General features: G+C 69.1%; 26 protein-coding genes. 18 read left to right on the forward strand and 8 right to left on the reverse strand.

Going from position 1 to position 20621, the window contains the following annotated elements; genetic code table 11:
* Positions 1-73: 73 nt before the first annotated feature.
* A complete protein-coding gene (locus AC1RR5_RS12575; protein WP_492921965.1) occupies positions 74-1864 on the forward strand; it encodes a DUF4153 domain-containing protein in 1791 nt (596 codons plus the stop codon).
* Here the strand turns inward: AC1RR5_RS12575 and AC1RR5_RS12580 are convergent.
* Both AC1RR5_RS12580 and AC1RR5_RS12585 read right to left on the reverse strand, forming a co-directional pair.
* Positions 1845-3638, reverse strand: coding sequence for an ABC transporter ATP-binding protein (locus AC1RR5_RS12580; RefSeq protein ID WP_492921967.1), 1794 nt, complete (start codon positions 3636-3638; stop codon positions 1845-1847). The two genes, AC1RR5_RS12575 and AC1RR5_RS12580, sit on opposite strands and share 20 nt — an antisense overlap.
* Positions 3639-3670: 32 nt before the next feature.
* Complete coding sequence (locus AC1RR5_RS12585) at positions 3671-3955, reverse strand: DUF454 family protein (RefSeq protein WP_492921969.1); 285 nt, start codon at positions 3953-3955, stop codon at positions 3671-3673.
* 84 nt (positions 3956-4039) lie between these two features.
* On the opposite strand from AC1RR5_RS12585, the gene AC1RR5_RS12590 reads away from it, so the two are divergent.
* The gene (locus AC1RR5_RS12590) at positions 4040-4660 is read left to right on the forward strand and encodes a cysteine hydrolase family protein (RefSeq protein ID WP_492921971.1); all 621 of its coding nucleotides are present in this window, start codon (positions 4040-4042) and stop codon (positions 4658-4660) included.
* On the opposite strand, the gene AC1RR5_RS12595 is transcribed toward AC1RR5_RS12590, so the two are convergent.
* On the reverse strand, positions 4657-4902 hold the full coding sequence (locus tag AC1RR5_RS12595) for a hypothetical protein (protein WP_492921973.1): 246 nt from the start codon (positions 4900-4902) through the stop codon (positions 4657-4659). The genes AC1RR5_RS12590 and AC1RR5_RS12595 overlap by 4 nt on opposite strands.
* A gap of 132 nt (positions 4903-5034) precedes the next feature.
* Between AC1RR5_RS12595 and ubiA the strand changes: the two genes are divergently transcribed.
* Positions 5035-5967 (forward strand): 4-hydroxybenzoate octaprenyltransferase, encoded by a 933-nt coding sequence (gene ubiA, locus AC1RR5_RS12600; RefSeq protein WP_492921975.1) that lies wholly within the window; start codon positions 5035-5037, stop codon positions 5965-5967.
* A gap of 31 nt (positions 5968-5998) precedes the next feature.
* On the opposite strand, the gene AC1RR5_RS12605 is transcribed toward ubiA, so the two are convergent.
* The gene (locus tag AC1RR5_RS12605) at positions 5999-6349 is read right to left on the reverse strand and encodes a lysozyme inhibitor LprI family protein (protein WP_492921976.1); all 351 of its coding nucleotides are present in this window, start codon (positions 6347-6349) and stop codon (positions 5999-6001) included.
* Between the two features lie 66 nt (positions 6350-6415).
* Between AC1RR5_RS12605 and AC1RR5_RS12610 the strand changes: the two genes are divergently transcribed.
* The 6 genes from AC1RR5_RS12610 to AC1RR5_RS12635 all read left to right on the forward strand — a co-directional run bounded on the left by AC1RR5_RS12610 (position 6416) and on the right by AC1RR5_RS12635 (position 10029).
* Positions 6416-7360, forward strand: a complete 945-nt coding sequence (locus tag AC1RR5_RS12610; protein ID WP_492921978.1) for a fatty acid desaturase family protein — start codon at positions 6416-6418, stop codon at positions 7358-7360.
* 24 nt (positions 7361-7384) lie between these two features.
* Positions 7385-8044 carry a class I SAM-dependent methyltransferase gene (locus tag AC1RR5_RS12615; RefSeq protein ID WP_492921980.1) on the forward strand — a complete coding sequence of 220 codons (660 nt, stop codon included), beginning with the start codon at positions 7385-7387 and terminating at the stop codon, positions 8042-8044.
* A gap of 44 nt (positions 8045-8088) precedes the next feature.
* The gene (locus AC1RR5_RS12620; RefSeq protein ID WP_492921981.1) at positions 8089-8442 is read left to right on the forward strand and encodes a VOC family protein; all 354 of its coding nucleotides are present in this window, start codon (positions 8089-8091) and stop codon (positions 8440-8442) included.
* 4 nt (positions 8443-8446) lie between these two features.
* Positions 8447-8983 (forward strand): hypothetical protein, encoded by a 537-nt coding sequence (locus AC1RR5_RS12625; protein WP_492921983.1) that lies wholly within the window; start codon positions 8447-8449, stop codon positions 8981-8983.
* An 81-nt stretch (positions 8984-9064) separates the two neighbouring features.
* Complete coding sequence (locus tag AC1RR5_RS12630) at positions 9065-9502, forward strand: YkgJ family cysteine cluster protein (protein ID WP_492921985.1); 438 nt, start codon at positions 9065-9067, stop codon at positions 9500-9502.
* Positions 9499-10029 (forward strand): CxxCxxCC domain-containing protein, encoded by a 531-nt coding sequence (locus AC1RR5_RS12635; RefSeq protein ID WP_492921987.1) that lies wholly within the window; start codon positions 9499-9501, stop codon positions 10027-10029. Before AC1RR5_RS12630 ends, AC1RR5_RS12635 begins: the two co-directional genes overlap by 4 nt.
* A 7-nt stretch (positions 10030-10036) precedes the next feature.
* On the opposite strand, the gene AC1RR5_RS12640 is transcribed toward AC1RR5_RS12635, so the two are convergent.
* Entirely contained in the window at positions 10037-10897 is an 861-nt protein-coding gene (locus AC1RR5_RS12640) for an SDR family oxidoreductase (RefSeq protein WP_492921988.1), read from the reverse strand.
* A 29-nt stretch (positions 10898-10926) separates the two neighbouring features.
* Between AC1RR5_RS12640 and AC1RR5_RS12645 the strand changes: the two genes are divergently transcribed.
* From AC1RR5_RS12645 to AC1RR5_RS12655, 3 genes are read left to right on the forward strand one after another with little or no spacing between them, the layout of a single operon-like run.
* A complete protein-coding gene (locus AC1RR5_RS12645; RefSeq protein WP_492921989.1) occupies positions 10927-11289 on the forward strand; it encodes an MmcQ/YjbR family DNA-binding protein in 363 nt (120 codons plus the stop codon).
* Positions 11286-11930, forward strand: coding sequence for a Pr6Pr family membrane protein (locus AC1RR5_RS12650; RefSeq protein ID WP_492921990.1), 645 nt, complete (start codon positions 11286-11288; stop codon positions 11928-11930). Before AC1RR5_RS12645 ends, AC1RR5_RS12650 begins: the two co-directional genes overlap by 4 nt.
* Before the next feature lie 20 nt (positions 11931-11950).
* Entirely contained in the window at positions 11951-12790 is an 840-nt protein-coding gene (locus AC1RR5_RS12655) for an aldo/keto reductase (RefSeq protein WP_492921991.1), read from the forward strand.
* A 42-nt stretch (positions 12791-12832) separates the two neighbouring features.
* Here AC1RR5_RS12655 and AC1RR5_RS12660 read toward each other — a convergent pair whose 3' ends face one another.
* Together AC1RR5_RS12660 and AC1RR5_RS12665 are read right to left on the reverse strand one after the other, a co-directional pair.
* Entirely contained in the window at positions 12833-13477 is a 645-nt protein-coding gene (locus tag AC1RR5_RS12660) for a DedA family protein (protein WP_492921992.1), read from the reverse strand.
* Positions 13478-13613: 136 nt separating this feature from the next.
* On the reverse strand, positions 13614-14288 hold the full coding sequence (locus AC1RR5_RS12665) for a DUF6624 domain-containing protein (RefSeq protein ID WP_492921993.1): 675 nt from the start codon (positions 14286-14288) through the stop codon (positions 13614-13616).
* A gap of 176 nt (positions 14289-14464) precedes the next feature.
* On the opposite strand from AC1RR5_RS12665, the gene AC1RR5_RS12670 reads away from it, so the two are divergent.
* The 3 genes from AC1RR5_RS12670 to rsfS all read left to right on the forward strand — a co-directional run bounded on the left by AC1RR5_RS12670 (position 14465) and on the right by rsfS (position 16920).
* A complete protein-coding gene (locus AC1RR5_RS12670) occupies positions 14465-15739 on the forward strand; it encodes a glutamate-5-semialdehyde dehydrogenase (protein WP_492921994.1) in 1275 nt (424 codons plus the stop codon).
* Positions 15705-16355, forward strand: a complete 651-nt coding sequence (locus AC1RR5_RS12675; protein WP_492921995.1) for a nicotinate-nucleotide adenylyltransferase — start codon at positions 15705-15707, stop codon at positions 16353-16355. The genes AC1RR5_RS12670 and AC1RR5_RS12675 overlap by 35 nt, the downstream gene beginning before the upstream one ends.
* Before the next feature lie 133 nt (positions 16356-16488).
* Complete coding sequence (rsfS, locus tag AC1RR5_RS12680) at positions 16489-16920, forward strand: ribosome silencing factor (protein ID WP_454761984.1); 432 nt, start codon at positions 16489-16491, stop codon at positions 16918-16920.
* A 43-nt stretch (positions 16921-16963) separates the two neighbouring features.
* Here rsfS and AC1RR5_RS12685 read toward each other — a convergent pair whose 3' ends face one another.
* A complete protein-coding gene (locus tag AC1RR5_RS12685; RefSeq protein ID WP_492921996.1) occupies positions 16964-17464 on the reverse strand; it encodes a GNAT family N-acetyltransferase in 501 nt (166 codons plus the stop codon).
* Between the two features lie 47 nt (positions 17465-17511).
* On the opposite strand from AC1RR5_RS12685, the gene rlmH reads away from it, so the two are divergent.
* From rlmH to AC1RR5_RS12700, 3 genes are all read left to right on the forward strand, one after another.
* A complete protein-coding gene (gene rlmH, locus AC1RR5_RS12690; protein ID WP_492921997.1) occupies positions 17512-17976 on the forward strand; it encodes a 23S rRNA (pseudouridine(1915)-N(3))-methyltransferase RlmH in 465 nt (154 codons plus the stop codon).
* A 15-nt stretch (positions 17977-17991) separates the two neighbouring features.
* Complete coding sequence (locus AC1RR5_RS12695) at positions 17992-19047, forward strand: murein hydrolase activator EnvC family protein (protein ID WP_492921998.1); 1056 nt, start codon at positions 17992-17994, stop codon at positions 19045-19047.
* Positions 19048-19161: 114 nt separating this feature from the next.
* Positions 19162-20553, forward strand: a complete 1392-nt coding sequence (locus tag AC1RR5_RS12700; RefSeq protein ID WP_492921999.1) for a S41 family peptidase — start codon at positions 19162-19164, stop codon at positions 20551-20553.
* Positions 20554-20621 lie beyond the last annotated feature (68 nt).

Consider the following 20621-nt stretch of genomic DNA (forward strand, 5'->3'; position numbering starts at 1 on the left):
CCCCATCCCGACACGCAGCTTCACAACGGTGCGCTAGCGTGGTGCTGTCGCCGAAACGGAGAGAAACGCCCGCATGGACGCGACTGACGCCAAGACGGTTCGCACCGCCGCCGTGACGCGCCTGGCGATCGGCCTCGCCCAGGGCGTGCTGCTGTTCCTGCTGCATCATGCCGACGACACCAAGACCTGGCCGGCCACTCAGCCACTGCTGTTCGCGCCGCTGCTGGTCTGCATCCTGATGGTCCCGCTGATCGCGCTGGGCGGGCTGTCGGCCATGCGCCGCACGCCGCTGATCGTCTGGAGCGCGATCGCGACCGTGCTGGCGGCCGTGCTGGCGGTCCACGCCGCTTGGACCGGGGCCGCGCCCGGCCGGATCGGCGCGGGGGCCCTGTCGCCGGCGGTGTTCCCGGCCGTGGCGGCGCTGCTGTTCATCGCCCACCACCTGATCCAGCCGGCGGAGGCCGCCCGCAAGCCGGTGGCCCCCTACGCGGAATACTTCGACCTGGCCTGGATGCACGGGGTGCAGCTGGTGCTGTCGATCGCCTTCACCGGCGTGTTCTGGATCGTGATCGCGCTGGGCGGGGCGCTGTTCAAGCTGATCGGCATCGACGCCATCCAGAAGCTGACCAACGAGGCGGCCTTCGCCATGCCGGCCACCTGCGTGATGTTCGCCGCCGCCGTGCAGCTGACCGACGTCCGCGCCGGCCTGGTGCGCGGCGTGCGCACCGTCGCGCTCACCCTGCTGGCCTGGCTGCTGCCGCTGATGACCCTGATCGCGGCCGGCTTCCTGGCCAGCCTGCCGTTCACGGGCCTGGCGCCGCTGTGGAAGACCAAGGCCGCCACCGCCCTGCTGCTGTCGGCCGCCGCCCACCTGATCGTGCTGATCAACGCCGCCTATCAGGACGGGACCGAGCCCGGCCCGGTCGTCCTGCGTTGGGCCGCGCGGATCGCCGGGGTGCTGCTGATCCCGATCGCCATCCTGGCCGGCTACGCCCTCTTCCTGCGCGTCGACCAGTACGGCCTGACGCCCGAGCGGGTGTTCGCCGCCGCCTTCGTGGTGGTCGCCGCCGGCTACGCCCTGGGCTATGCGATCGCCGCGATCCGCCCCGGCGCCTGGATGAAGACGCTGGAGCCGACCAACCTGCTCCTGGCCGTGGTCGCGGTCGTGCTGCTGGTCGCCCTGTTCACCCCGATCGCCGACCCGGCCCGCCTGTCGGTGAACAGCCAGGCCCAGCGCCTGGAGGCCGGCAAGGTCGCGCCGGAGAAGTTCGACTACCAGTTCCTGCGCTTCGACAGCGGTCGTTACGGTCGCGAGGCGCTGGACCGGCTGAAGACCGACAAGAACCCCGACATCGCCAAGCGCGCCGCCGACGCCGCGGCCATGAAGGAAAAGATCTACGCCCCCGCCAACCGCGGGCCGGACTTCGCCAACATGAAGGTCTATCCGGCCGGCAAGGCGCTACCGGGCAGCTTCAAGACCCAGGACTGGACCAACAACAGCTCGAACGTGGTCTGCACCTTCGCCGGCATGCAGTGCTCGGCCCTGGTGATCGACATCGACGGCGACGGGACCGACGAGGTGCTGCTGGCCAACGGCTCCAGCTTCGTCGCCTTCAAGGCTACCGACCATGGGTGGCGGCAGGTCGCCGAGGCCAGCTCGTCCTGCCCCGGCGTCGACATCGACGCGGCGCTGAAGGCGGGCACGGTGCGGGCCGAGGAGCCGACCACGCGCCGCGACCTGCTGGTCGGCGACCAGCGGCTAGTGCTGGCCCCTGCGGGCGACGGCTGCAACGGCAGCGTTCCCAACAAGCCGGGCGTCTGGCTGCCGACGGATATCCGCCCGCCTAACCCACCCCAGCGCTGATCGCGTTCAGCCGGGCATAGACCCCGCCACCGGCTGCCAGGTCGGCGTGGCGGCCCTCCTCGACGACCCGCCCGCCCTGGAAGACCAGGATGCGGTCGGCGCCGCGCACGGTCGACAGGCGGTGGGCGATGACGATGGTCGTGCGCCCGTCCATCAGCGCCTCGGCGGCGGCCTGGACCTGGCCCTCGGTCTCGACGTCCAGCGACGAGGTCGCCTCGTCCAAAACGAGGATCGGCGCGTCGGTCAGGAAGGCGCGGGCGATGGCCACGCGCTGGCGCTCGCCGCCCGACAGCTTGACACCCCGCTCGCCGACCAGGGTGTCGTAGCCCTGGGGCAGGCGCAGGATGAAGTCGTGAGCCTTGGCCTTCTTGGCCGCCGCCTCGACCTCCTCGCGGGTCGCGCCGGGCTTGCCGTAGGCGATGTTTTCGAACAGAGAGCGGTGGAACAGGGCCGGGTCCTGCGGCACCACCGCGATGGCGCGGCGCAGGGAGGCCTGGCTGACCCGCGAGACGTCCTGGCCGTCGATGACGATCGCCCCGTCCTGCAGGTCGTGCAGTCGCTGAACCAGCTTGACGAAGGTCGACTTGCCCGAGCCCGTCGGCCCGACCAGCGCCACCCGCTCGCCGGGCGCGATCTTCAGGCTGAAGTGGTCGTACAGCGGCGCGCCGGCCGCCTTGTAGCGGAAGGTGACGTCCTTGAACTCGATGCTCCCGGGACCCGGCTGGAAGGCCGGCGCGTCGGGGATGTCGGCGATCTGGGGCGCGAGGCTGGTCCAGGCCGCAACGTCCTCGGTGTCGTCGATGCCCTTCTGCAGCATGCGGATGTTCTCGCCCAGATTCCGCAGATAGCCGCTCATCAGCATGAACGAGGTGATGGCGAAGACCACGTCACCGGGCGTCGCTGTGCCCTTGGCCCAGCCCCAGACCATGGCCCCGGTCAGGCCGGCCTGCAGCACCACCAGCAGCAGGTTCTGACCCAGCCAGACGTCGGTGAAGCGGCTCCAGGTGACCATCACCGCGTCGCGCCAGGCGGCGGTGACCTCGGCCAGGCGCGCGGCCTCGCGCTGCTCGGCGCCGAAGCTCTTCACGGTTGGGTTGGAGGTCACGGCGTCGGCCAGCGCCCCGCCGATCTGCGAGTCCAGGGCGTTGGAGCGCAGGTTGCTGGGGCGCACGTAACGCTCGGTGATCCACAGGTTCACCGACAGATAGGCCACCACGACGATCAGCGAGATCGCGCCCGCCAGCGGCTGGCGCAGCAGCATGCCGATCGACAGGCCGACCAGCACGATGATGCCCGGCCCCAGCCAGATGGTCACCGCGTCGGTGACGCTGTCATAGCCCCACATGGCGCGGGTCAGCTTGCGCACGGTCGCGCCGGCGAAGCTGTCGGCGTGCCAGTCCGACGAGAAGGCCTGCACTTTCGCAAAACCTTCGTTGGTCATCTCCTCCATGTTCCGGGCCGCCAGCGGTATCCAGAACCGGTGGGCGATGTTGCGCACCACCGCGAAGGCGAAATAGACGCCGACGAACACGCCCAGCGCCTGCCAGGCGGCGACGTCGCCGCGCGGCTTGCTGCCGATGATGTCCACCAGGTGGCCCGAGGCGTAGGGCAGGGCCAGGTCGAAGGCGATCGCCACCAGGGTCAGGCCGACGCCCAGGCCAAACAGCACCGGCCGCCGCTTCCAGAAGCGGGCCACGAAGGCCAGCACCTGGCGGTTCGACAGCGCGCGCTTGCGGGCGCCGGTTTCGTCTTCAGCCTCGATCGCGTCGGTCATGGGCGGGGAGATAGTGCTTTAGCGGCCCGCCGTCAGCCCTTCCGTCTGCGCTTGCGTCCGCCGCCGAACGGCCGCCAGCGCAGGAACCAGCGGATCGCCGGCCCGATCACCGGCACGCGCAGCATCGGCCGGACCGTATGCGGTCGGGTCTTGAGGAAACACAGCACCGCGCCGATCCAGAACACAGTCGTCGGCATGTAAGGAACGACCAGGCCCACCGCGCCCGTGGCGAACAGGGCACCGCCCAGGCCGTCGAGCAGCCGGCGCTCCGTGCGGGTCAGGTCTCGGCGCTTCTTGCGGACGGGCTCAGGGGTCATTCGGGGATCGCGCTGGTGCAAGACGCAAGGCTAGCGCGGGCGCAGGATCGGTCAAAGCCCGGCGGAACCTTAAGCGAGCCTTTCATGAGCGATCTTGTCCTCCCCAAGGGCCGCACCGCCCTGCTGCTGATTGATCCCTACAACGACTTCCTGGCCGACGGCGGCAAGCTGTGGGGCCGCGTGGCCGCCACGAAGGGCGCCGAAGGGCTGCACGACCACATGAAGGCGGTGCTGGCCGCCGCCCGCGCGGCGGGGGTCACGGTGTTCGTCGTCCCGCACCACCGCTACGCGCCGGGCGATCTCGACACCTGGGAGCATCCCAATCCGTATATCCAGGCCAGCGCTCGAGGCCTGGTGTTCGAGAAGGGCGGCTGGGGTGGCGAATGGCATCCGGACTTCGCGCCGAAGCCGGGCGACGTGATCGTCGGCGAGCACTGGTCCAGCGGTTTTTCCGGCACGGATCTGGACTTGCGGCTGAAGCAGCGCGGGGCCACCCACCTCGTGCTGATCGGCCTGGCAGCCCACACCTGCGTCGAGGGTACCGGCCGTTCGGCTTCTGAGCTGGGCTATCACGTGACCCTGGTGCGCGACGCCACCGCCGCCTTCAGCGACGAAGCCCTGCACGCGGCCCACGACATCAACGGCCCGACCTATGCCCACGCCATCGTCACCAGTGACGAGGTCGTCGCGGCGCTGAAGGCCTAGAACGCCTCGGCCACGCCGCCGACCCGACGCGGCGGACGGCGGTTCATGCCGCGCTCGACGCGGGGGCCGAACTTGGTGGCGGCGGTCAGGCGGCGGACCATCTCGTGGTCGCCGACGCGGGCGAACAGCTTGGCCGAAGCGGTCCACAGGCTGGTGGTCACCGGATGAGGCAGGACGATCCCGGCCCCGACGCCCGCCAGCAGCAGGCTCCAACCGGACAGGCGAATGGCGGCGGTGGTCATGGCGGGCTCCTGCGAATGGCTTGCAGGAAGACCTTCGCCGCTGGGGGCAGATAAATCCAATTGATCGTTTCTACTGAGAGGATCGATCTTCCCTATAGGACGCCGCAAAGCGCGCGGGTTAAGCCTCGCCGCATGACCACAGCGATCCTGCCCGACGCCGCCGCGACCAACTGGGTCGACCGCCACGCCCCCGAGGGCCTGCGGCCCTGGCTGAAGCTGGGCCGGTTCGATCGGCCGGCGGGGATCTGGCTGCTGATGTTGCCCGGCTGGCAAGGCATCGCCCTGGCGGCCGCCGAGCAGGGCCGCTGGCCAAACCCGCTGCTGCTGCTGGCGGTATTCATCGGCGCGGCCCTGATGCGGGCGGCCGGCTGCGCGTTCAACGACATCGTCGACCGCGACTTCGACGCGCAAGTGGCTCGCACCGCGATGCGCCCGATCCCGGCGGGCCTGATCACCGTCAAGCAGGCCTGGCTGTTCCTGGTGGGCTGCAGCCTGGTCAGCCTGCTGATCCTGCTGACCCTGGGCTGGGTGGCGATCGGGCTGGGCGTGCTGTCGCTGGGCCTGGTGGCCGGCTACCCGTTCATGAAGCGCATCACCTGGTGGCCGCAGGCGTGGCTGGGCCTGACCTTCAACTGGGGGGCCCTGTTGGGCTACGCCGCCGCCACCGGCCATCTCTCTTGGTCGGCCGCCCTGCTCTACATCGCGGGGATCTTCTGGACCCTGGGCTACGACACGATCTACGCGATCCAGGACATCGAGGACGACGCCCTGGCCGGCATCAAGTCGTCGACCCGTCGGCTGGGCGGTCACGTCCAGATCGGCGTGGCGGCCTTCTACCTGGCCTCGTTCTGCTTCGTGTTCGCGGCCGGCTGGGCAGGCGATGTCGGCCCGCTATTCCTGCCGCTGGCGGCGTTGTTCGCCCTGCACCTGTCGCGCCAAGCGGCTGCCGTCCGCGTGGACGACGGCCCCTTGGCGCTGAAGCTTTTCAAGTCCAACGCCATCGCCGGCGTGATCGTCTTCGCGGGCCTGGTGGCCGGGCTGTGGAAGCCGGGCGTGCGGTTCTAGCCACCCCTTCCTCGCGAGGAAGGGGATCTGCCTAGAACGGCCCCTGCTGGTAGATGCGCTGCATGCCGTTCTCCAGCTCGCCTAGCCGCTTGTCGTAGGCGCGGTTCAGGCAAGCCTTGTTGGCCCCGCACGCGCGGCGATTACGCAGCCATTCCTGTTGCTGGTCGATGAGCGCGCCGCGCCCGCCCATCGCCAGAGTGTGGCGGTTGATCCCGTAGAGCACGTCCATCCGCACGTCCTTGTCGTTCAAGGATCGCTCGGCGCAGATCGCCTTCTCGTCGGCGGTGCGGGCCTTGCGGCAGTCGAAGCTGGCGGCGCTGGCCGGTAGCGCGAGGGCGGCGCACGTGGCGGCCAGAACGAGAGCGGGGATCAGTCGGCGCATGGGCGGCTCCAAATGTGACGTCGGGTCATCCTGTCAGGCCTAAGCTGAATGTGCGATGATCGTTCCATGGCCGTAGCCCCCCGCGTCAAACCGCAGGACCTGTTCACGCCCGCCGAATGGACGCGGATTTCCGCGCGCTCGTCCTGGCGCGGCATCGCCATGGTGGCCCACGCCTGGGCCGTGATCATCGCCGCCGGGGCGCTGTTCGTCTTCTTCCCCAATCCGCTGACCTATGTGCTGGCCGTCATGCTGATCGGCGCGCGGCAGCTGGGCCTGGCGATCCTGATGCATGAGGCCGCGCACGGCGGCCTGCATCCGAACCTCAAGGTCAATGACTGGCTTGGCGAGTGGCTGTGCGCCGCCCCGACGGGCGCCTCCCTGGCCAGCTACCGCCCCTATCACCTGACCCACCACAAGTTCGCCCAGCAGGCCGAGGACCCGGACCTGATCCTGTCGGCGCCCTTCCCGACCACGCGGGCGTCGCTGCGGCGGAAGATCATCCGCGACCTGACGGGCCAGACCTTCTTCAAGCAGCGGTTCGGGCCCTTGCTGGGAAAGATGAAGGGCGACCAACCGAAAGGCGTGATCTTCGCCGGCGAGGTGGCGCGGCAGAAGCCGTTCCTGCTGTGGAACCTCGGCATCCTCGTGGTGCTGTCGGCGATGGGCCTGTGGTGGGCCTGGTTCGCCCTCTGGATCGTGCCGATGGCCACGTGGTTCCCGTTGGTCACCCGCCTGCGCAACATCGCCGAGCACGCCCTGGTGGCCAAGGACGAGCCCGACCCGTTCCGCCACGCTCGCACCACCAGCGCCAACTGGCTCGAACGCGCCCTGATCGCGCCCTACTATGTGAACTTCCATTCCGAGCATCACATGTTCATGCACACCCCTTGCTGGAACCTGCCGCTGGCCCACAGGGTGCTCGAGAAGAAGGGCCTGACCAGCGGCATGCTGACCGCGCCGGGCTATCTGACCGTGCTGAAGGCCGCCTCGAGCAAGACGGTCGCCGCCTAGGCGGGGGCGTGCTCTAAGCGCGCCATGATCGTCCAGACCCTGGAAGGCCGCCGGGCCTTCATCCGCGACAACACGCGCTTCCAGCCGACGCCGCACGCGCCGGAGCTGTCGCTGCACCTGGCCGACGAGATCACCCCAATCTGGAAGCTGACCGAGGAAGCGCTGGAAGCGATCGGCCTGCCGCCGCCGTTCTGGGCCTTCGCCTGGGCCGGCGGCCAGGCCCTAGCGCGCTATATCCTCGATCACCCAGAGACCGTCGCCGGCAAGCGGGTGATCGATTTCGCCACCGGCTCGGGCATCGTCGCCATCGCGGCCATGAAGGCCGGCGCGACCAGCGTGCTGGCGGCCGACATCGACGTCTTCTGCGAGGCCGCCGTCGGCCTGAACGCCGAGGCCAACGGCGTCGCGGTGAGCTTCACCGACATCAACCTGCTGGACTCCCCGCCACCGAGAGCCGACGTGCTGCTGGCCGGCGACATCTGCTACGAAAAGCCCATGGCCGAGGCGGTGATGGACTGGCTGCGGCAGGGCCGGGCCAGCGGGTCTAGCGTGCTGATCGGCGACCCGGGCCGCACCTATTTCCGCAAGGACGACCTGGTGAAGCTGGCCGAGTACCAGGTCGAGACCACCCGCGAACTCGAGGACTTCGCCGTCAAGCGCACCAGCGTCTGGACTCTGCCTTAGCGGCCAATTAGAACATTTGCGGAACATCGTTCAAGGAGACCGCCATGCGTGAAGACGGCAAGATCGACTATATCGAATGGCCCGGCGGCGACCTGCCGGCCACCAAGAGTTTCTATTCGGCCGCCTTCGGCTGGAGCTTCGTCGACTACGGTCCCGACTATGTCGCCTTCGAGGGCCAGGGCGCCGACGGTGGTTTCACCAAGCCGCAGGAAGGCGCCACCGAGCGACCGCTGGTCATCCTGTACGCCAACGACCTGGAAGCCATGTTGGACAAGGTGGTGAAGGCCGGCGGCGTGATCACCGCCCCGATCTTCAGCTTCCCCGGCGGCCGCCGCTTCCATTTCACCGACCCGTCCGGCAATGAGCTGGGCGTCTGGAGCGAGACGGGTGTCGAGTAGAAATATGCGTCTGGTGAGCGTGAGCGTCTTGTTGCTGGCCACGGCTGGAGCCGCGCGTGCGGAGGATCCGCCGCCAGCACCCATTCCCGCCGAGGTCCGCGCGCTGGAAGGCTGCTGGCGCGGCGCCGGCGACGTCATGGGCAAGCCGGTCGAGATCACGCTAGCTGCCCGTCGGGTCGCGCTCGGGACCGCGCTGACGGTTGACGCCGACAGTTTCGCCAAGGCCGATCCGAAGGATCGTTATGCGGCCCACCTGGTGCTGGCCGGCCGGGGCGCGCCGCCCAAGGACGGAGCGCCCACCGGCGTCTCCGGCTTCTGGGCCGACAGCTTCGGCGGCGACTTCACCGCCGTCGGCAAGGGCGAGGTGCAGCCGGGCGGCTTCGACATCGCCTATGCCTATCCGGACGCCAGCTTCCTCAATCGCTGGCGGCGCGACGGCGACCGGCTGACCTGGACCATCGTCGCCCGCACCGGCGCCAAGGAAGCGCCGTTCGCCCACTACGACCTGACCCGGTCGGCCTGCCCCGCGAAGAACGGCTGACGTCTCCGGCCCATCAAACCGTCACACAAGTTTCGTAATGTCCGCCTCCTGACGATTAAGCTCGGTTCGGGCAGGGGCGAGATGGGCGACAAGAGCTGCGGCGGTTGCGGCATGTGCTGCAAGCTGATGGGCGTGGAGGCGCTGGCCAAGCCGCCCCACGCCTGGTGCGGCCATTTCAAGAAGGGCGCGGGCTGCGCGATCTACGTCGATCGCCCGACCGCCTGCGCCGACTTCGCCTGCTATTGGCTAAAAAGCGAAGGCCTAGGCGAGGAGTGGCGGCCCGACCGCGCGCGCTTCATCCTGCACCGCGAAGACCAGGGCCAGCGCATGGTGGTCGAGGTCGATCCGGCCAGCCCCGAGGCCTGGCGCAAGGCTCCTTATCACGCCACCCTACGAGCCTGGGCCGCGCGCGGCGCCGCCGACGGCCTGACCCTGAACGTGCTGGTCGGCCAGCGCGGTTTCGAGATCCGTCCCGACCGTGATGTCGACCTGGGGGTCGTCCGGAGCTTCGCGGCATGAGCCCGCTGGAATTCGCCCAACCCGCCGCCGGCAAGTCCTGCGGCGCGTGCGGCCTGTGCTGCAAGGTCCTGGCGATCGAGGCCCTGGACAAGGCCGATGGCGTCTGGTGCACGCACTTCAGGAAGGGCGGCGGCTGCGGCAACTACGAGCTGCGCCCGACGGCCTGCCGGGGCTTCATGTGCCTGTGGATCACGTCCGAGAAGCTGGGCCCCGAGTGGCGGCCCGACAAGGCTGGCTTCGTGATGTACAGCGACCGCGACGGCAAGCGCCTGAACATCGTCGTGGACGCCGGTAAGCCGGCCGCCTGGCGACGCGAGCCCTACTATTCCTACATCAAGAACATGTCGCGCCGGGCTCTGGACGGCTACGAGCTGGTGGTCTGCATCGGCGACCGCCGCATCGTGGTGTTCCCCGGCGAAGAGATCGACCTCGGCGTCCTGCCGCCCGACCGCAAGCTGGTCAGCGGCTATGTCGAGCGCGACGGCGCGTTGACGCCGTTCGCCATGGTGCTGACAGACGCCGATTAGGCGCGGACTAGAAGCGCGGGTGGAACTTGCGGGGGCTCCACCCGAAGTCCCGCATGGCGTCCGAGCTGTCGAACGTCAGGTCCTGGCCCATCCGCGCGCCCATGGCGACGGTCGCGCCGGGATAGAACGGCTTGGCCAGGCGCATGATCAGGCCAAACAGCCACACCGGCATAGGCAGGCTGCGCGGGTGCTTGCCCAGGCCCTCGAACACCCGGTCGACCATCACGCGATAGGTCACCGTCTCGCCGCCCACCAGGTCGTAGGCGCGGTTGCGCGTGGCCGGGGCGTGGGCGGCGGCCAGGGCGCCGGCGGCCAGGTCGGCGGCGTGCACCGGCTGGCGCAGGCCCTCGCCCTTGCCCGACAGCGGCATCAGGTGGAAACGGCGGATCAGGCGGGCGATGCGGCTGACGTTCTCGTCATGGCCTTCGTCATAGATCAGGGTCGGCCGCAGGATGGTCCAGGCCACGCCGTGCTCGGCGCACCACTTTTCGACCGCGGCTTCCGCGCCGGCCAGCTCCAGGGCCACGGCCCGCTCGCCGGCGTCCGGGGAGTCGGTCTTGGTGAAGCGGCTGGTCGAGGAAAACGCGATCAGCCGCTCCATGCCCCGCGCCTTCAAGGTCGGCAGGGCGTGGGGCAGCAGCCAGATCGGCGACAGCGAGAACACCGTGGCCGCCGGCGGCAGGCGCTCGTCCAGGTCGGGATCCTTCAGATCGCCGCCGATCCAGCAGGTCTCCTCGGTCGGCGGCCGGCGGCTGAAGGCTGTCGGATCCAGGTCCTCGGCCTTGAGCAGGGCCAGCAGGTGACCGCCGATCAGGCTGGTCGCGCCCAGCACCAGCACCGGCGTCTTCAGGGTGTTCTCGGTGTCCATTCGCAACATATAGTCGCGGTTCCGAGGGGTTGCCCATGACATACGAAGACGTGAGAGCCTTCGCGTTCAAACTGCCCGGCGTCGAGGACGGGACCGCCTATGGCCGCCCGTGCCTGAAGGCGCACGGCAAGTTCCTGACCCGCCTGTTCGAGGACGGCGAAAGCCTGGTCTGCCCGGCCGTGCCGTTCGACGAGCGCGAGATGCTGATCGAGGCCGAGCCGGACGTCTTCCACTTCACCGACCACTTCAAGAACTACCCCTATGTCCTGGTCCGGCTGGCGGGCGCCCATCGCGGCACGGTCGAGCGGCTGGTCCTGCGCCAGTGGCGCGCCACCGCGCCCAAGAAGGTGCTGAAGGCCTGGGACGAAGCCCATCCGACGGAGACCGCATGAGAGCCTGGCGTATCCTGATCGCCGCCATCGCCTGCCTGGGCCCGGCCCTGCAGTACGGCCTGATGGTCTATGACGAGACCCTGGTCTCGGCCGCCGTGAAGTCGGTCGAATTCTTCAGCTACTTTACCATCCTGTCGAACATGCTGGCCGCCGCTGCTCTGACCGCGCCGCTGGTCGCGCCGACCAGCCGGTTCGCGACCTGGGCCGAACAAAGCGGTCCGCGCGCGGCGATCGCGACCTATCTGACGATCACCGCCGTGGTCTACCACCTGCTGCTGGCCAGCCAGTGGAACCCGCAGGGTCTGCGTTTCGTGTCCAACCTCATCCTGCATACGATCACCCCGCTGGCCTATCTGGCCGACGTCGCCCTGCGCGGCGGAGCGGGCCAGGCGCGCGGGATCGCGGCGGCCAAGGCCATGGCCTTTCCGGCCCTGTTCGGCGCCTGGACCCTGGTCCATGGGGCGTTGTCGGGCTTCTATCCGTACCCGTTCATGAACGTGGCCAAGCGCGGCTATCCCGCCGTGGTGCTGACCATGGTCGAGATGAGCCTGGCCTTCGCCGCCGTCGCCCTGATCTTCGTGTTTCTCTTACGCGTTCGCACCAGGGCGCCGCTGGCCAAGCCCGCCCCCATATCCGCCTGATCGCTTTTCCGGAGTTCCCCATGTCCAAGCTCGTACCCGCCGTCCGCTCGGGCGATGTCCTGATGCCCGCCCTCGGTTTCGGCACCTGGCAGCTGGAGAACGGCACGGCCGTCCCGCTGGTCGAGAAGGCGCTGGAGGTCGGCTACCGCCACATCGACACCGCCCAGATCTATGGCAACGAGCGCGACGTCGGCGCCGGCATCAAGAACAGCGGGATCAAGCGCGACGAGATCTTCCTGACCACCAAGGTCTGGATCGACAAGTTCGCCGACGGCGACCTGCAGCGCTCGGCCGAGAAGAGCCTGGAGCGCCTGGGCGTCGACCATGTCGACCTCTTGCTGCTGCATTGGCCCAAGCCCGAGGTGCCGCTGGCCGAGACCCTGAAGGCCCTGAACGAGGTCCGCGCCAAGGGCTGGACCCGCGCCATCGGCCTGTCGAACTTCCCTTCGACCCTGCTGGAAGAGGCCAGCAAGCTGTCGGACGCCCCGATCGCCACCGACCAGGTCGAGTACCACCCCTACCTGTCGCTGAAGACGCTGAAGGCCAAGGCCGACGAACTGGGGACCTCGATCACCGCCTGGTCGCCTTTGGCCCAGGGCAAGATCGCCGACGATCCGGTGCTGGTCGAGATCGGCCGCGCGCATGGCAAGACGCCGGGCCAGGTCACCCTGCGCTGGATCATTCAGCAGGGCGTCATCGCCATTCCGCGCACCAAGAACCCGGCGCGCATCGCGGAGAACTTCGACATCCTCGACTTCAGCCTGTCCGACGACGAGATGACCCGCATCCACGGTCTGGCGCGTCCGGACGGTCGCCTGGGCGACTGGCTGGACAAAGCCTACGCCTGGGACGCGGAATAGCGGGGATGATGAGGGCCGGCGGTTCATCCGCCGGCCTTTGTTCTAGAACGTCGGCAGCAGCTGACGCCGACGCGGAGCCGGACGGCGCAGGGCGTTGATCAAGGCCGAGCCGCCCAGGACCACCACCGCGCCGCCGCCCAGAACAAGCCACAGCACCCAGCCTTGCAGCTCCAGCAACGCCAGGCCGCGCGCCGCCAGATAGCCCGGGGCCAGCAGCACGCCGACCCACAGCATGGCCGAGGTCACATTGGCCAGCTGGAAGACCCAGCGACGCATCCGCAGCATGCCGACCATCACCGGCACGAAGGCCCGCAGCGGGCCGAAGAACCGTCCGACGAACACCGAGGCCACGCCATACTGGCGGGCGAACAGGCGCGTGCGGGCCACGGCGCGGCGACGCGGACGCAGGACCGGATGGCGCAGGGCGCGGGCGCCCAGCTGGCGGCCGATCTGGAAGGAAATGGCGTCGCCCAGCACCGCGCCGGCCACGCACCAGAAGAACACCTCGACCGGATCAAGCGCGCCGCTGGCGATCAGACCGCCGGCCAGCAGCATCAGCGCCGTCGCCGGCACGAACGCGCCGATCAGGAGCATCGATTCCAGAAGCGTGAGAATCCCGAGGATCGGACCGGCCCAGGCCTGGTGCTCAGAAACGAACGCGGTGACGGGGGAAAGCAAACTGTCCATGGGCTCCTCGGAACGCACAGATAGGTGCGCCCGACGCCCCTCATAAGGCGAGGAGATGACCAGTCCGCGAATACCGGTCACACTGTGACCAATAAGCCGCTGCCAGCGAGGCGCGGCATGGTGACGCTCTCTCCCCTCAGCCGCACGGCGGATAGTCGGCGAAGTGCTGGGCGTAGGCCTCCAGGGTCTCGCCAAATCCCATCGCCTTGCGACGTTCCTCGACGTGGTCGGGGTCTTCCAGCGTGTCGACGACGTACTTGCCGTCCTTGCAAGTCATCTGGCTGCCATAGCGCTGGGGCCGGCCCTCCTCGAGCGCCAGGCGGTCGAACATCAGCGCGTAGTCCGTTCCCTTGACCTCGCCCTTGGCCACCAGCGGCTCCAGCACTGGCACGAAGCGGCGCCACAGCTCGAGATCACCGTGTTGCACAATCAGGAATGCGGCCTCCGCGCCGTCCGAGCCGTACTTGCTCCTGTAGAACCAGCCCTCGGGCGGCGCCATGGTGAGCAGCCGGTCCTGGTTGGCTTTGTCGACGGCCAAGATTGGCGCCCACATCGCCCGGAAGGCCATGTCTCGTTCGGGCTTGGGCAGGTCGTGCAGGTCGACCTTGATCATTGCCTTGCGCCCCGCCTGCTCGACATCGAGCATCCGGACCAAGGCCTCGCCGTCGCTGGCGGGCGGCGGCCGCCGAGCCTGGGCCTCCTGCTCCGCCCGGATCGCGGCCTCGACTGGCGCGATGCGCGCTGCGGCGTCCGGGGAGAGCGCCTGCGCGGCCTGGAGGGTCAACACGATCGCCAGAAACACGCCCCTCATGCCGAGACACCCCTAAGGTTGTAGCCCCGAAGCATAGCTCGCATGCGTCATCAAGGACGGCAACCCTCCTCGCCGCAGACAAACTCCATCCGTTTTCAGACGAACCCGGTTTCATCCTGCCCTGAAAGCGCCTAGGTAAGCCTCAACCTGAGCATAACTTACCAGGAACCAGGGTGATGGACGACGCGGGCGCGAGCCTCCAGGCGACGATGGCGGGGATGGGCCGGACGGCGCGCGAAGGCGCGCGCGCGCTTCGTCTCGCCACGCCAGAGCAGCGCACCGCCGCCATCCTGGCCATGGCCGCCGCGATCCGCGAGGACGCCGCCGCCATCCTGGCCGCCAACGCCAAGGACCTGGCCCGCGCCGGCGCCAACGGCCTGACCGCCCCGATGCAGGAGCGCCTGCTGCTGGACGAGGCGCGCCTGGAAGGCGTGGCCGCCGGCGTCGAAGCGGTCGCGGCCATCCCCGACCCGATCGGCGTCGCCACCTCGCGCTGGACCCGGCCCAACGGCCTGGACATCGCCCGCGTCCGCACGCCGATCGGCGTCATCGCCATGATCTATGAGAGCCGGCCCAACGTGACCGCCGACGCGGCCGCGCTGTGCGTGCGCTCGGGCAATGCGGTGATCCTGCGCGGCGGCTCGGAGTGCATCCACTCCAACCTCGCCATCCACGCCGCCATCGAGCGCGGCCTGGCGAAGGCCGGCCTGCCCGCCGCCGCTGTCCAGATCGTCAAGACCCCCGACCGCGCCGCCGTCGGCGCCATCCTGTCGGGCCTGGACAAGGCCATCGACCTGATCATCCCGCGCGGCGGCAAGAGCCTGGTCGCCCGCGTCCAGGCCGAGGCCCGCGCTCCGGTGCTGGGCCACCTGGAAGGCCTGAACCACGTCTTCGTCCATGCGGGCGCGGACCTGAAGAAGGCCGTCGACATTGTCGTCAACGCCAAGCTGCGCCGCGTGTCGGTCTGCGGTTCGGCCGAGACCCTGCTGATCGACAAGGCCGCCGCTGAAAAGCTGCTGCCCCCGATCGCCGACGCCCTGATCCGGGCCGGCTGCGAGCTGCGCGGCGACGCCGCCGCCCGCGCCATCGAGCCGACTATGAAAAAGGCGACGGTCGAGGACTGGACCACCGAGTACCTGGCCCCGATCCTGGCCGTGGCCGTGGTCGACGGCGTGGCCGGCGCGGCCCAGCACATCGCGACCTACGGCTCGGGTCACACCGACGCGATTGTCACCGAGGACGCCGGCGCCGCCGACGCCTTCGTGACCGAGGTCGACAGCGCCATCGTGCTGGTCAACGCCTCGACCCAGTTCGCCGACGGCGGCGAGTTCGGCTTCGGCGCCGAGATCGGCATCGCCACCGACAAGCTTCATGCCCGCGGTCCGGTTGGGGCCGAGCAGCTGACGACGTTCAAATATGTGGTTCGCGGGACCGGCCAGACTCGTCCCTGAGGCCGGTCGGCCAAGCGCGCAACGCCTCGGGTTCCACCTGGAGCCCGGGATGCGCGTCGGCCTGTTCGGCGGCAGCTTCAACCCGGCGCACGAGGGTCACGCCCACGTAGCCGAGACGGCCATGCGTCGCCTGGAGCTGGACCGCGTCATCTGGCTGGTCTCGCCGCAGAACCCGCTGAAGTCGTCGCACGAGACCCGCCCCGTCGCCGAACGCATGGCCGCCGCCCAGCGCTGGGCGCGCGGCTCGGGCATGATCGTCTCCGATGTCGAGACGCGGCTTGGCTCGCAATACACGATCGACACCCTGCGGGTGCTGCGGGCCCGCTATCCCGGCGTGAAGTTCGTCTGGGTGATGGGCGCCGACAGCCTGGCCACCTTCCACCGCTGGCGCGGCTGGACCCAGATCATGCGCGAGGTGCCCGTCGCGGTGATCTCGCGACCGTGGATCTCGCTGAAGGCTCGCACCTCGCCCGCCGCCCGGCGCTTCGCCTTCGCCCGCTGGCCGGCCAGCGCCGCCGCCAAGCTGCCGGACGCCAAGTCGCCGGCGTGGGTCTATCTCACAGGACCGCTGAATTTCGCGTCCTCGACCGCCATGCGCGCCCGCCAAAAGGGCTAAAGGCGAAGCTTTTCAGCGTTGCCCGAACGCCTCTAGCCATCGGCTGAATCGACCGCCCGCACGCGAACTCTCACTTTTCGCCCAATTCCGTGCTATAGAGGATATCCACAGCGACCCCATAAGGAGCAATACGCTGCGTAGCGACCCCGCGCTTAATGCGCACGAAGGCCCGGCCGGCGCCGAGTCCTCGACTGAATCCCCGGGCCTGAGTCTGCCCCTGGACATCAAGGCGCTCGAGCGTCTGATCCTGACCCGCCTCGACGACGACAAGGCCCAGGACATCGTCCACATCGACTTGGCTGACAAGAGCTCGGTCGCCGACAGCCTGATCGTGGCGTCCGGCCGTTCGCACCGTCACGTCGGCGCTCTGGCCGACCACCTGCTGCGCGCGCTGAAGGAAAACGGCTACGGCAAGGCGAAGGTCGAAGGCCTGCCGCACTGCGACTGGGTGCTGATCGACGCCGGCGACGTCGTTGTCCACCTGTTCCGTCCCGAAGTGCGCAGCTTCTACAACATCGAGAAGATCTGGGCGGTCGACGCCCCGCACCGTACGGCTGCGAACTGATCTTCCGCGCGCGGCGATGGCTGAGCCATCGCCGCAGCCGCCCCTAGCGGGCGAACTCCAAGACATACAGATGCGTGTCGTCCTCGCCCTCGTACGCCATGTCGGCAAGGGTGAAACCGGCGCGCGCCAGCATAGCCGCCGACGCGTGGTTCTCGGGATAGATCAGCGCGCGTAGCTGAGCCGCGCCGCGTGCGCGAGCGGCCGCGACTAGCCCCTCCAGGATCTCGCGGCCCAGGCCCCGTCCCTGCCAGGCGCGGGAGAGGCCGTAGATCAGCTCCTCACCACCTTCTGGCGGCCGGGCCATGCCCGCCCAACCGACCAGCGCGCCGCTCTCGCGATCGACGACCGCAGCCGTACCGTAGCCGTGGCAGGCGACGTTCTCGCGCGACTTGGCGATCCACGCCGCCACCGCCGCGAGATCCAGCGGCTGGCCGTCGCCGACGAAGCGCATCACCGCCGGATCGCCGGCAATCGCGACCAGGGCGTCGAGGTCTTCAGCCACAAAAGGGCGGACGATCAGGCGAGGCGTCTGGAACGCGGTCATGGCCTGGACCTTTAAGAGGGCCGCTGTCCGTGGCAAAGGCTGGCGCGATGAAGATCACCATCCTCACCGTCGGAAAATTGGGCCGCATGGCCGAGGCGCAGCTGGCCGTGGACTACGCGTCCCGCGCCACCGCGTCGGGCCGCGCCCTGGCGCTGGGTCCGGTCGACATCCTCGAGGTCGAGGCCCGCAAGCCCGGCAAGGCCGCCGAGGCCGAGGTGCTGCGTCCGCACCTGGAGGGCGCCTATGTCGTGGCCTGTGACGAGCACGGCAAGGCCTGGAAGAGCCGTGCTTTCTCCGACCATCTGGCCAAGCTGCGCGACGACGGCAATCGCCGCGTGGTGTTCCTGATCGGCGGGGCCGACGGCCTGGATCCTTCGATCCTGTCGACCGCCAACGAGACCATGGCCTTCGGCATCCAGACCTGGCCGCACGCCCTGGCCCGCGCCATGCTGGCCGAGCAGATCTATCGCGCCGCCACCATCCTGTCGGGCTCGCCCTATCACCGCGATTAGGGCATCAAGGCCCTGATGCTTCGCCGCTCCCTGGTCATTGGCCTGATCGCCGTCACCCTCGCCGTTCCGACGGTCGTGGTCGGCTGGCAGCGCGCCGATCGCGCCGTCGAGACCCAGCGCGCCAAGGATCGCCAGACCGCCGCCGACACGCGCCGCGAGATCCAGGACCTGCGGACCGAGCTGGACCGCCTGGACCATGCCCGCATCACCGCCGGGGCCGATGTCGACGCCAAGCGGGCGCGGCTGGAAGCCCTGAACGCCCGCGAGCGCTCGATCCTGGCCGACCTGGGCGTCAACCGGCAGCGGCTGTCGCTGCTGCTGTCGGCCCTGCAGCTGTTCCGCCGCGATCCGCCGCCGGCCCTGCTGGTGGCGCCCGACAACGCCCGCGACGCGGTGCGGGCCGCCATCCTGATCCGGGCCATGACGCCCGACCTGCAACGCCGCGCCGACGCCTATGCCCGCCAGGCCGCCGCCGTCGGGACCCTGCGCCGCGAGGCCGCCGCCGCCTCGGCCGAGCTGTTCACCGCCGAGAGCGTGGTCGCCGACCGCAAGGGCGAGATCGAGCGCCTGATCATCGAGAAGACCCAGCTGGAGCGCGCCTACGCCCACGAGGCCCTGACCGAGGAGAACGAGCTGCGCACCCTGGGCGTGCTGACCGACGGCCTGGGACGGATCGAGGCCACCGGGCCGTTGCACCTGCGTCCGCCCGCCGCCGGGGCCATCGTCCGTCGCTTCGGCCAGGAGATGCCGGCCGGCGGCAAGTCGCCCGGCCTGACCATGCGCGTCGACAAGGGCCTGACCGTCACCGCCCCCGCCGCCGGAACCGTCGAGTACGCTGGCGCGCTGAATGGCTGGGGCGCGGTGCTGATCCTGCGATCGCAAGGCGCCTACCACCTCGTCCTGGCCGGCCTCGACCAGATAACGGCGGCGCCCGGACAATCTGTCGCGGCCGGCGCCCCCATCGGGAAGATGCCGGATCATGTATCTTTCGATCCGGAACTCTATCTGGAGGTCCGGGAGAACGGCGAGCCGGCGGACCCGGAGCGCTGGCTCAAACAAGAGTCGCGATAGACGACTTTTTCAGTAATGGTGGCCGTAATTCTACCTACGGCCGCTGTCAGTGGTTGGACGGGGCTAAACACGGTTTGCGACGCCGCGCGTCGCCAGGGAGCCTTCTGGGCCTTAATGCGCAAGTATCTGCTCATCGGAGTTTCGGCCTTCGTCCTCGGTGCGGGGGCCATGGCCTATGTCAGCCCGATCGCTCAGGCGAACAACGCCCCCAAGACCAAGACCTACAAGATGCTGGAGCTCTTCGGCGACGTGCTGGGCACGGTCGAGGACCAGTATGTCACCGAGGTCGACGACAAGAAGCTGATCGAGGCGGCCCTGGACGGCATGCTGACCAGCCTCGACCCGCACTCGGGCTATCTGTCGCCCGACAGCTACGAAGACATGCAGGACACCACGCGCGGTGAGTATGGCGGCCTCGGCATCGAGGTCACCAGCGAAGACGGCGTCGTGAAGGTCATCTCGCCGATGGACGGCACCCCGGCCTCGCGCGCGGGCATCCAGGCCGGCGACTACATCACCGCCGTCAACGGCCAGAGCGTGCTGGGCCTGACGGTCACCGAAGCGGTCAAGCAGATGCGCGGCACGGCCGGCGAGCCGGTCACCCTGACCATCGCCCGCGACAAGACCGACCCGTTCGACGTCAAGCTGGTCCGCGAAGTGATCAAGCCCAAGGCCGCCATCGCCCGCATGGAAGGCGACTACGGCTATGTCCGCCTGCCCGGCTTCAACGAGAAGGCCACCGACGCCCTCGTGTCGTCGATCAGCGACCTGAAGGCCAAAAACCCGAAGATGAAGGGCCTGATCCTCGACCTGCGGAACAATCCGGGCGGTCTGCTGGATCAAGCTGTCGGCGTGGCCGACGTGTTCCTGGACGGCGGCGAAGTGGTCAGCCAACGCGGCCGCGATCCGCGCAACATCCAGCGCTACAACGCCCGCGCGGGCGACATGCTGAACGGCCTGCCGATGGTGGTGCTGATCAACCAGGGCTCGGCCTCGGCGGCTGAAATCGTCGCCGGCGCCCTGCAGGACCGTCACCGCGCCGAACTGGTCGGCCTGACCAGCTTCGGCAAGGGTTCGGTGCAGACCGTGATCCCGCTGCGCGGCGGGGCCGACGGCGCCCTGAAGCTGACCACGGCCAAGTACTTCACGCCGTCGGGCCGCTCGATCCAAAAGACCGGCATCGCCCCGGACCTCGAGGTCGCCCAAACCCGCGACCAGGCCCAGGACATCGCCAACCGTGTGTGGTTCAGCGAGGCCAGCTTCAAGAACGCGCTGAACGCCGACGAGGGCAAGACCCGCGTCGCGCCGCACGCGCCGGCCGAAGCGCCGCCGACCGCCTTCGACGACAAGAAGGGCGACTTCCAGCTGCAACGCGCCATCGCCGTGCTCAGCGCCGGCGGCGTCGCCAACACGCCGAAGCTGCCCAAGCCCGCGGCCAAGGTCGCCGAGGTCACCGCCAAGGCGGCCGCCGCGGCTGGCAAGGCCCCGGTGACGGAAAGCAAATAGGGCCTTCGGACCTTCACAAGATCAGCGCCGCTCCGGGAAACCGGGGCGGCGTTTTTCGTTTCCGCAAT

Source organism: Caulobacter sp. GW821-FHT11E11 (assembly GCF_058808315.1).